We start from the raw sequence: 11011 nt of genomic DNA on the forward strand, positions 1-11011 counted from the left end.
ATGTCTCTTATTTCGGACTACGGCCTCGTACTCCTGATCCTCGCCTGCGCCTTCGGTTTCTTCATGGCCTGGGGCGTTGGTGCTAACGATGTGGCCAATGCCATGGGGACCTCGGTTGGCTCCCGTGCGTTGACTATCAAACAGGCGATCCTGGTCGCCATGATTTTCGAGTTCTGCGGGGCCTATCTGGCTGGCGGCGAGGTGACCGAAACCATCAAGAACGGGATCGTCGATGCGGAAGTCATTTCGCCGGACTTGATGGTGCTGGGCATGATGTCGGCTCTGCTGGCAGCTGGGACCTGGTTGTTGATCGCCACCACAAAAGGTTGGCCGGTTTCTACCACCCATTCCATCGTCGGCGCGGTGATCGGCTTTGCCGCAGTCGGCGTATCCTCGGATGCGGTGCATTGGGACGCCATCGGCCCGATCGTTGCCAGTTGGGTTATAACGCCCCTGCTGTCTGGTATTGCTGCTTTTGGCCTGTTCATGAGCGTGCAGAAGCTGATCATCAATACTGATGAGCCGTTTCTTAACGCCAAGCGCTTCGTGCCGCTGTACATGTTTCTCACAGGTTTCATGGTCGCGCTAATGACCGTGACCAAGGGCCTCAAGCACGTCGGCCTTGAACTGAGCAGCAATCAGGGCGTCCTGCTGGCGTTTGGCATAGGCCTGCTGGTCATGCTGGTCGGCATCGCGTTGTTGTCGCGTATCAAGGTCGATGTCGAGGCGGACAAGACCTTCCACTACGCCAGCGTAGAGAAGGTCTTCGCCATTCTGATGATATTCACTGCCTGCTCCATGGCCTTCGCTCACGGCGCGAATGATGTCGCGAACGCAGTTGGCCCGCTGGCGGCGGTCGTCGGTGTGATTCAATCTGGAGGCGCGGCCGAGATTGCCGCAAAGTCCGCGGTGCCGGGTTGGGTGCTGCTGCTCGGCGCCATTGGTATCGTGGTTGGCTTGGCCACCTATGGCTACAAGGTTATCGCCACTATCGGCAAGGAAATCACCGAATTGACGCCCAGCCGTGGCTTTGCCGCCGAGCTGGCGACCGCGACCACCGTAGTTGGTGCCTCGGCAATTGGCCTGCCGGTCTCAACCACCCACACGCTGGTTGGTGCAGTACTGGGTATCGGCATTGCGCGTGGTATCGGTGCGTTGAATCTTGGTGTGGTCGGCTCGATTTTCATGTCCTGGATCATTACCCTGCCGGCCGGCGCCATTCTTTCGATCATTTTCTTCACTATTCTTCAGGCGATCTTCGTCTGATCTCCCGATCAGTCTCGGTCCGCCACGGCAGTTTTTACCCGAATGGGCACGCTGCCGTGGCGTATTTCATGTTTCACTGAGCGCCTTCGTTTCCGTCTTTCAGGAGGCTGTCGGTGCCCATCCCCTCGATCAAAGACCAATTTGCCGCGCTTGTGGCCGCGCCCTCGGTGAGTTGCACCCAGGCGCACTGGGACCAGACCAATCGGCCCGTGATCGACCTGCTCGCTAGTTGGTTGGGCGATCTCGGTTTCAGCTGCGAAGTCCAGCAAGTCGCGCCCGGCAAGTTCAACCTGCTCGCCAGCTATGGCAGCGGGCCGGGCGGCCTGGTCCTGGCTGGGCACAGCGATACCGTGCCATTCGATGCCCAGCTATGGTCGGGCGACCCGCTGCAACTGCGCGAGGCCGATGACCGCTGGTACGGCCTTGGCAGCTGCGACATGAAGGGTTTCTTCGCGCTGATCATCGAAGCCGTGTTGCCGCTGCTCGATCAGCCGTTCAGACAGCCACTGCTGATCCTCGCTACCTGCGACGAGGAAAGTTCGATGTCTGGCGCTCGGGCTCTGGCCGATGCCGGAAGGCCGCTAGGGCGCGCCGCGGTAATCGGCGAGCCTACCGGTTTACGGCCGGTGCGCCTGCACAAGGGCATCATGATGGAAGGCATAGAAATTCATGGGCAGAGCGGCCATTCCTCTAATCCCGCTTTCGGCCACAGCGCGCTGGAAGCCATGCATGACGCCATAAGCGAACTGATTGCGCTGCGGCGCGAGTGGCAGGCGCGTTATCACAACCCGCTATTCGACGTGCCTCAGCCGACCTTGAATCTCGGCTGCATCCACGGCGGCGATAACCCCAACCGCATCTGCGGCCACTGCGCGCTGGAATATGACCTGCGGCCTCTGCCCGGCATGGAGCCGGAAGAGTTGCGCGCCGCCATTTCCAAGCGTCTGCGCCCCGTGGCCGAAAAGCATCAGGTGAAGATCGACCTGGCGCCGCTGTTTCCCAGCGTGCCGGCGTTCGAGCAGCCAGCAAGCGGCGAGCTGGTCAAGCTGGCCGAGCGCCTGACCGGCCACGCCGCCGAGGCAGTGGCCTTCGCCACCGAAGCGCCTTATCTTCAGCAGCTTGGCTGCGAGACGCTGGTGCTTGGCCCTGGCGATATCGCCTGTGCCCACCAGCCGGACGAATACCTGGATCTCGACCGAATCGAACCCACCGTGAGGCTTTTGCGCGGGATGATCGAACACTACTGCTTGCAACCAAGCCGAGGATAGGAGCAGGTTTTAGCGATCTGATCGCAGCCTGAACCTGCTCCTTGCATACATTCTCGACCCGGCTTCCAGACTGAACAAGCAGTTATCTAAGGCTTCTGTAATGCACGATTACGTCACTTGGCTTCGCGACTCAACGCCCTACATCAATGCACACCGCGACGGTACCTTCGTGGTCATGCTGCCAGGCGATGGCCTGGAGCACCCTAATTTCGCCAACATCGTTCACGACTTGGTACTGCTGCACAGCCTTGGCGTGCGCCTGGTACTGGTGTTCGGCTCGCGCCCACAGATCGAAGCGCGCTTGACCGCTCGTGGCATCGAACCGCGCTTCTACCGCGACCTGCGCATCACCGATTCGGCGACATTGGAATGCGTGATCGATGCCGTTGGCCATATGCGCATCGCCCTCGAAGCACGTCTGTCGATGGATATGGCTGCCTCGCCGATGCAGGGCGCACGGCTGCGTGTGGCCAGTGGCAATTTCGTCACGGCGCGCCCGATCGGCGTAGTCGATGGTGTGGACTTCCACCATACCGGCGAAGTCCGCCGCGTCGATCGCAAGGGCATCGGACGTCTTCTCGACGAACGCACCATCGTATTGCTTTCCCCGCTGGGCTATTCGCCTACCGGAGAAATCTTCAACATCGCCTGCGAAGACATCGCCACCCGCGCCGCCATCGATCTGCAGGCCGACAAGCTGGTGCTCTACGGCTCCGAGCGCGGTCTGCGCGACGCGAGCGGCAAGCTGGTGCGTGAGCTGCGCCTGCAGCAGATTCCGGCCTATATCGAACGCCTCATCGGGACCTATCAGGCCGAGCTGCTCGACGCCGCGGCACAGGCGTGCAAGGGTGGCGTGCGCCGCAGCCACATGATCAGCTATGCCGAGGACGGCTCGCTGCTGAACGAGCTGTTCACCCGCGACGGCGGTGACGGCACATTGGTCACCCAGGAGCAGTTCGAACAGCTGCGCGAGGCGACCATCGAAGACGTCGGCGGCTTGATCGATCTGATCACGCCACTGGAAGAGCAGGGCATTCTGGTGCGCCGCTCACGTGAGGTGCTGGAGCGCGAGGTGGAGCAGTTCAGCATCGTCGAGCGCGACGGATTGATAATCGCCTGCGCCGCGCTCTATCCGATCGCCGATTCCGACTCCGGTGAGCTGGCCTGTCTGGCAGTCAATCCCGAGTACCGCCATGGTGGCCGCGGCGACGAACTGCTGGAGCGCATCGAAGCGCGGGCGCGCCAGCTGGGGCTGAAAACCCTTTTTGTGCTCACCACCCGCACCGCCCACTGGTTCCGCGAGCGTGGTTTCGAGCCCAGCGGCGTTGAAAGGTTACCGGCGGCGCGAGCCTCGCTGTACAACTTCCAGCGCAACTCGAAGATATTCGAGAAGAAGCTGTAAAAAAGCAGCGGCAAGCTTCAAGCCTGTAGGGTGGGCTTCAGCCCACCAGGAATCGCTGCCGGCGGCAACAGGCCGGGCGAGGCGTTAATAGGTGCGTGAAAGCACGCGGTGGGCTGAAGCGGAGCGCCGCCCGGCCCACCCTACACGCCTATGACGTGCTCAGGCTCGTCAAACTGCGCTGGTAATCCTCGACGAAACTGTCGAAATCCTGCGCATCTCCAGCTTCCATCTCGGCTTGCTGTGCCAGCGAGTCGTGTGCGGTGGTGTCGAACCAAGCCATGTCGGCTTCGGGCAACGCTTGGCTGCGGAAGTATTCGGCGTGCTGGCGGGTTTGGCGCAACGAGAACTGGCTGAAACTTTCGCCGCCACGGCGCAGCTCTTCGAGCACCCGAGCCGAAGGAGTCAGGTTGCTATCAGCGACCTTCGCCTGTTGCTCGGCGAGCGCCTGCGCGTGGTGATCGCCGCCATGGCTTCGATCCAGCAGCTCGGCCACCTTGCCGATCTCGCCGATAAGCTCGGTCGCCCAAGCCTGCAGGCCGACGTTTTCATCACCGCGGCGCAGTTCCAGTCCTGGTTTGCGGCCTTCCTTGACCACCTTGAGGAAGTTGTCGTTGCTGGCGCCGCACTCGCCTTCGACCAGGCAGGGGCTCTGCTGTAGCGTGCAAAACAGCAGGAAGGCATCGAGAAAGCGCGCTTCGTTGACGTCGATACCCAGAGGAAGAAAGGGATTGATGTCCAGACAGCGCACTTCAATGTACTGGATGCCCCGGGCACGCAGTGCATGCAACGGACGCTCGCCGGTTGCGGTAACGCGCTTGGGGCGGATGTTCGAGTAGTACTCGTTCTCGATCTGCAAGATGTTGGTGTTGAGCTGCTGCCAATGGCCTCCGGCGTCCTTGGTGCCCAGCGCCACGTACTCGGGGTAGGGCGTCGAGACCGCCTTGTGCAAGCTGGTCGTGTAGCTCGGCAGATCGTCGTAGCAGGGCGTCAAGCCGGCCTGGGCATTGCTCTGGTAGCCCAGATCACTCATGCGCAGGCTGGTGGCGTACGGTAGATAGAGGGTCTGGTCGTCGAGCTGCTCAAGCTGGTGCGGACGGCCGCGCATGAAGCTGGCATCCAGCGCCGGCGAGGCGCCGAACAGATACATCAGCAACCAACTGTAGCGGCGGAAATTGCGAATTAGCGCGATATAGCGCCAGGACTGGTAGTCCTGCTGCGGACGGTCGTCCCCCTCATCGGCTTGCAAAACGGACCACAACGCCTCGGGCAGCGAGAAGTTGTAATGGATGCCGGCAATGCACTGCATGGTCTTGCCATAGCGTAGCGCCAGGCCTTGGCGGTAGACGTGCTTGAGCCGGCCGATGTTCGAGGTGCCGTATTCGGCGATCGGAATCTGTTCCTCTTCCGGCAGATGCCCGGGCATCGACGGACTCCAGAGGAATTCGTCGCTCAGCTTGCTATAGGTGTAGCGGTGAATGGCGTCGAGCTCGGCCAATGTCCGCTGCGGATCGGTTTCGGTGCCGGTGATGAACTCCAGCAGCGCTTCGGAATAGTCGGTGGTGATCTTCGGGTGTGTCAGCGCCGATCCCAGCGTGCGCGGATGCGGAGTCATGGCGAGTTCGCCGTCGCCATCCACGCGCAGACATTCGCGTTCGATCCCGTGCAGGCATTGCGAGAGCAGCGACAGGTTATGGTGCTCGGCCAGCAACGCCAGGCGGTGGGAGAGAAGATCGCTCAATTGGGAATTCCTTCACGCGTCAGTCGGCACAATATGAGGGTGGATCGAACGCTCTACAAGGGCCCGCAATACTTCGACCGCGCACCGCTGCAGAGCGTTTCCAACGCAACCCCACGCCAGGCGTGCCGGCGCACGTATCAAAGGCAGGCGAAGGTCGATTGTGCCTTGGCTACGAGCTTCTCGCCTTGGTGTACTTCGGCCTCCAATACCTGGGTACGACGCCCGCTATGCACCACCCAGGCGCGGCAGGTCAGCTCGCCCTCGGTGACCGGGCGGATGTAGTTGACCTTGCATTCGAGCGTAACGCTGTTCGGCTCGCCATCATTGAGGCTGTGGCTGGCCTGGCCCATGGCCGTGTCGATCAGCGAAAACAGCGCGCCACCGTGCAGCTTGCCGTGCAGGTTGCGTAAGCCGTCGTGCATCTCCAGGCGTAGCACCGCTTCTCCATTCTCGGCTTTAAGAATTTCCAGGCCCAGCAGGCGCCCAAAGGCGCTGCTGCTTCCTATCTTTTCGACTTCGCGCATGTCACTTCCTCAGGCTCTTGGCGTTGGCGAACAATGCCGCCATCGCGTTGTTTGCAGGTGCCGGCTTGGTTTCCGGTTTGGCTGGCTTGCGCTCGCCGCGCGCCTGGCCACCACGGTTGTTGCCACCGCCACGCATGTTGTCCGCTTTCTCACCGGGGGTGTCGCTCATGCGCATGGACAGGCCGACGCGTTGACGTGGGATGTCCACTTCCATGACCTTGACCTTGACGATATCGCCGGCCTTGACCACTTCGTAGGGATCTTTGACGAACTTCTCCGACAGCGCCGAGATGTGCACCAGACCATCCTGATGCACGCCGATGTCGACGAACGCACCGAAGTTGGTCACATTGGTCACGACGCCTTCGAGCACCATGCCGGGTGTCAGGTCGCTGAGCTTCTCCACACCTTCCTGAAACTCGGCGGTCTTGAACTCGGGACGCGGATCGCGGCCGGGTTTTTCCAATTCTTGAAGGATGTCACTGACAGTGACCAGACCGAAGCTCTCATCGGTGAACTGCTTCGGATCGAGGCGCTTGAGGAAGGTTGAATCGCCGATCAGCGAGCGGATATCGCGGCCAGTGTCGGTGGCGATGCGCTTGACCAACGGATAGGTTTCCGGATGGACGGCGGAGGCATCCAGCGGATTCTCGCCATTCATTACGCGGAGAAAGCCAGCGGCCTGTTCGAAGGTCTTGTCGCCCAGGCGCGGTACCTTCTTCAGCTCGCTGCGCGCGGTGAACGCGCCATTGGCATCACGGTAGGCGACGATGTTCTGCGCTAGTGTGGTGTTCAGACCGGAGATGCGCGCCAACAGCGCCACCGAGGCGGTGTTGACGTCGACGCCGACGGCGTTCACGCAATCTTCGACCACCGCATCCAGCGAGCGCGCCAGTTTGAGCTGGGACACGTCGTGCTGGTACTGGCCAACGCCGATGGCCTTGGGCTCGATCTTCACCAGCTCGGCGAGCGGGTCCTGCAGGCGCCGCGCGATGGACACCGCGCCGCGAATCGAGACGTCCAGATCGGGGAATTCCTTGGCCGCGAGTTCCGAGGCCGAATACACCGAGGCGCCGGCTTCGGAGACCATCACCTTGGTCAGCTTGAGGCCGGGCACCTGCTTGATCAGGTCGGCCGCCAGCTTGTCACTCTCGCGGCTGGCCGTGCCGTTGCCGATGGCGATCAGATCGACGCTGTGCTTGGCGCAGAGCTTGGCGAGGACGGCCAGCGTGCCGTCCCAGTCGTTGCGTGGTGCGTGCGGGTAGACGGTGGCGGTATCCAGCAATTTGCCGGTGGCGTCGACCACGGCGACCTTGCAGCCGGTACGCAGACCCGGATCGAGACCAAGGGTGGCGCGCGGGCCGGCCGGCGCGGCCAGCAGCAGGTCGTGCATGTTACGGGCGAAGACGCCGATGGCATCGTCTTCGGCCTTGTCACGCAGCTCACCGAGCAGGTCGGTTTCCAGATGAGTGTAGAGCTTGACCTTCCAAGTCCAGCGCACCACTTCGCCGAGCCACTTGTCTGCGGCACGGCCATGGTTGGCGATGCCGAAGCGCTCACCGATCATTACCTCGCCCGGGTGCATGGTTCCAGGCGCCTCGTCGCCGACTTTCAGGCTGACGCTGAGCACGCCTTCGTTGCGTCCGCGGAAGATCGCCAGGGCGCGGTGCGACGGCGCGCTCTTGAGCGGCTCGTCGTGCTCGAAGTAGTCGCTGAACTTGGCGCCTTCGGCTTCCTTATCCGGAACGACGCGAGCGCTCAGGGTCGCGTTGTGGGTGAGGAAATCGCGCAGTTTGGCCAGCAGATCGGCGTCTTCGGCGAAGCGTTCCATGAGGATGTACTTGGCGCCTTCCAATACCGCTTTGACGTCGGCGAAACCTTTTTCGGCATCGACGAAACGCGCGGCTTCGCTTTCGGGATTCAGTTCGGGATTGGCAAATATCGCGTCAGCCAATTCGCCGAGGCCGGCTTCCAAGGCGATCTGGCCTTTGGTGCGGCGCTTCTGCTTGTAAGGCAGATAGAGGTCTTCGAGGCGGGTTTTTGTATCGGCGAGGTCGATCTCGCGCTTCAGCTCAGGGGTCAGTTTGCCCTGCTCCTCGATGCTGGCAAGGATCGACGCGCGGCGGTCATCCAGTTCGCGCAGGTAGCGCAGGCGCTCTTCGAGCAGGCGCAACTGGGTATCGTCGAGGCTGCCGGTGACTTCCTTGCGGTAACGGGCGATGAAGGGCACGGTGGAACCTTCGTCGAGCAGCGCTACGGTGGCGGCAACCTGTTGCGGGCGCACGCCCAGTTCAGCGGCGATACGGGAATTGATGCTGTCCATGAACCTACCTGGGTCAGTCAAACCATGCAGGCCGAGCCTGCGCGAAAGGGCGGGATTAAAGCAGCGGCGAGCCGCCAGCGGCAAGCGCGGAATGACCAGCGCAGGCGCTTGAGGACGAGCCGTGAATGACGCTGCCTGCTTGCTGACGAAAAATCTGCTAACAATGGCCGTCAGTTGCGCTGTCACTACTGTGCGCATAATGCGCCGTTGATATTTCTGGGAGTTTCCATGAGCAGCACTGCGCCCGCCAGCGAAGGCGAAAAAATCCTGATTGTCGATGACGACGCGCGACTGCGTCGTTTGCTCGAACGCTTTCTCGAGGAGCAGGGCTATCGCGTGCGAACCGTGGAAAGCGCCGAGCAGATGGACCGCCTGCTCAGTCGAGAGCTGTTCCATCTGGTCGTGCTGGATTTGATGATGCCGGGTGAGGATGGCCTGTCGGCTTGCGCCCGCCTACGTGAAAGCGGCAACCAAATTCCGATCATCATGCTCACCGCCAAGGGCGACGAGGCCAGCCGCATACACGGACTGGAGCAGGGGGCCGATGATTACCTGGCCAAGCCCTTCAATCCTCGCGAGCTGCTGGCGCGCATCCGTGCGGTGCTGCGTCGACAGGCGCCGCAGGTGCCGGGCGCACCGGGCAGCGAGGACGAGACGGTGCCCTTCGGTGAATACGAATTGTTCCTCGGCACCCGCGAATTGAAGAAGGGCGACCAGGTACATATGCTCACCACCGGCGAATTCGCCGTGCTCAAGGCGCTGGTGCAGCACGCACGCGAACCATTGACCCGCGACAAGCTGATGAATCTCGCGCGTGGCCGTGAATGGGACGCGCTGGAACGTTCCATCGACGTGCAGATTTCCCGTCTGCGCCGGTTGATCGAGCCCGACCCGTCCAAGCCGCGATACATCCAGACGGTCTGGGGCGTGGGTTACGTGTTCGTGCCGGACGGCAACAAGTAGGTCGGCCGCTTCATGTTCGTAGGGCCGTTCCGACGTGGCTCCAGTATGAAAGTTTCGTAGGGTGGGCTTCAGCCCACCGCGTCCGCTCGACTTGGTGGGCTGAAGCGGAGCGCCGCCCAGCCCACCCTACACGTGGAGGCCCAGCCGCTGTGCTTTTTCGCACAGCTTCCAGCGCTCTTAATCGGCTTTTATTTATGAAAACCCCGCTCTGGTTCCCGCAAAGTTTCTTCGCCCGCACCCTATGGATGGTGCTGATCGTCGTGCTGTTCTCCAAGGTACTGATGCTGGTGTACCTGATGATGAACGAAGACGTCATGGTCGATCGCCAGTACAGCCACGGCGCCGCGCTGACCCTGCGAGCCTATTGGGCGGCCGACGAAGAGAACCGCGAGCGCATCGCCGAGGCGGCCGGGCTGCAGCGGGTAACGACCGAGGAGGTGCCGCCCAGCGAATACCACTGGCCCTACACGGAAATTTTCCAGAGACAAATGCAGGCCGAGCTTGGTGTCGAAACCGATGTGCGGGTGCGTATCCAGCCGCAGACGGCGATCTGGGTGCGCGCGCCGAGTTTGGGGCCGGACTGGCTCCAGGTTCCGCTCTATGCCTATCCACTGCGTGGGCAGCGGATCTGGAGCGTACTCGGCTGGTTCCTCGGCATCGGCCTGCTATCCACCGCGGCGGCGTGGATTTTCGTCAGTCAGCTCAACCTGCCCCTCAAGCGCCTGGTCTACGCAGCCCGGCAGATCGGCAAGGGCCGCAGCGTGCGGCTGCCCATCAGCGACACACCGAGTGAGATGACTGAGGTCTACCGCGCTTTCAACCAGATGGCCGAGGATGTCGAACAGGCCGGTCGCGAGCGCGAACTGATGCTTGCGGGGGTCTCCCACGACTTGCGGACACCTCTGACCCGCCTGCGCTTGTCGCTGGAGCTGATGACCAGCGAAGCCGAGCTCACCGAAGACATGGTCCGTGATATCGAAGACATGAACGCGATTCTCGACCAGTTCCTCGCCTTTATCCGCGACGGCAGTGACGAGCCGGTGGAAAGCGTCGATCTCGGAGAGCTGGTTCGCGAAGTGGTAGTGCCCTACAACCAGTATGGAGAGACCGTGCGCCTGTGCGTCGAGCCGATGCCGCAACTCGCGCTGCGACGAGTATCGATCAAGCGCCTGCTGGTTAATCTCATCGAAAACGCTTTGCGTTACGGCGGACACGGCGTCGAGGTCGCCGCGCATGTGTCCGGCGACAGCAACGCCCCGTACGTGGTACTCAGCGTGCTCGACCGTGGCACCGGCATCGATCCGAACGAGCTGGGGGAAATCTTCAACCCCTTCATCCGCGGCGATCGTGCGCGCGGCGGCCAGGGCGCCGGCCTGGGGTTGGCGATCGTCAAACGCATCGCTTCGCAGCATGGCGGTGTGATCGAGCTACGCAACCGCGAGGGCGGCGGGCTGGAGGCGCGGGTCAGTTTACCGCTCGGGCTAGTGCTGCCTCGCCAGGCGCGACCCTGAACGCCAAAAATCAGGC

General features: G+C 62.1%; 8 protein-coding genes. 5 read left to right on the forward strand and 3 right to left on the reverse strand.

Annotated features, from left to right (window positions below; genetic code table 11):
• The 3 genes from D7241_RS12135 (at nucleotide 1) to argA (ending at nucleotide 3936) form a co-directional block, all read left to right on the forward strand.
• Nucleotides 1-1266 (forward strand): inorganic phosphate transporter, encoded by a 1266-nt coding sequence (locus tag D7241_RS12135; protein WP_408101737.1) that lies wholly within the window; start codon nucleotides 1-3, stop codon nucleotides 1264-1266.
• Nucleotides 1267-1379: 113 nt separating this feature from the next.
• On the forward strand, nucleotides 1380-2534 hold the full coding sequence (gene argE / locus D7241_RS12140) for an acetylornithine deacetylase (protein ID WP_408101738.1): 1155 nt from the start codon (nucleotides 1380-1382) through the stop codon (nucleotides 2532-2534).
• A 100-nt stretch (nucleotides 2535-2634) separates the two neighbouring features.
• Nucleotides 2635-3936 carry an amino-acid N-acetyltransferase gene (argA, locus tag D7241_RS12145; RefSeq protein ID WP_408101739.1) on the forward strand — a complete coding sequence of 434 codons (1302 nt, stop codon included), beginning with the start codon at nucleotides 2635-2637 and terminating at the stop codon, nucleotides 3934-3936.
• A gap of 148 nt (nucleotides 3937-4084) precedes the next feature.
• Here argA and gshA read toward each other — a convergent pair whose 3' ends face one another.
• The 3 genes from gshA to D7241_RS12160 form a co-directional block, all read right to left on the reverse strand.
• Nucleotides 4085-5674 carry a glutamate--cysteine ligase gene (gshA, locus tag D7241_RS12150; RefSeq protein WP_408101740.1) on the reverse strand — a complete coding sequence of 530 codons (1590 nt, stop codon included), beginning with the start codon at nucleotides 5672-5674 and terminating at the stop codon, nucleotides 4085-4087.
• Between the two features lie 137 nt (nucleotides 5675-5811).
• Nucleotides 5812-6198 carry a PaaI family thioesterase gene (locus D7241_RS12155; RefSeq protein ID WP_255982643.1) on the reverse strand — a complete coding sequence of 129 codons (387 nt, stop codon included), beginning with the start codon at nucleotides 6196-6198 and terminating at the stop codon, nucleotides 5812-5814.
• A gap of 1 nt (nucleotide 6199) precedes the next feature.
• Nucleotides 6200-8521: a Tex family protein gene (locus D7241_RS12160; RefSeq protein WP_408101741.1), complete on the reverse strand. Its 2322-nt coding sequence runs from the start codon at nucleotides 8519-8521 to the stop codon at nucleotides 6200-6202.
• Between the two features lie 228 nt (nucleotides 8522-8749).
• On the opposite strand from D7241_RS12160, the gene ompR reads away from it, so the two are divergent.
• Together ompR and D7241_RS12170 are read left to right on the forward strand one after the other, a co-directional pair.
• Nucleotides 8750-9484, forward strand: a complete 735-nt coding sequence (gene ompR, locus D7241_RS12165) for a two-component system response regulator OmpR (RefSeq protein ID WP_408101742.1) — start codon at nucleotides 8750-8752, stop codon at nucleotides 9482-9484.
• 194 nt (nucleotides 9485-9678) lie between these two features.
• A complete protein-coding gene (locus D7241_RS12170; RefSeq protein WP_255982637.1) occupies nucleotides 9679-10995 on the forward strand; it encodes an ATP-binding protein in 1317 nt (438 codons plus the stop codon).
• The last annotated feature ends 16 nt before the right edge of the window (nucleotides 10996-11011 follow it).

It is taken from the genome of Stutzerimonas sp. VN223-3 (genome assembly GCF_045999685.1).
In the GTDB taxonomy this organism is placed as follows: Bacteria; Pseudomonadota; Gammaproteobacteria; order Pseudomonadales; family Pseudomonadaceae; genus Stutzerimonas; species Stutzerimonas stutzeri_AR.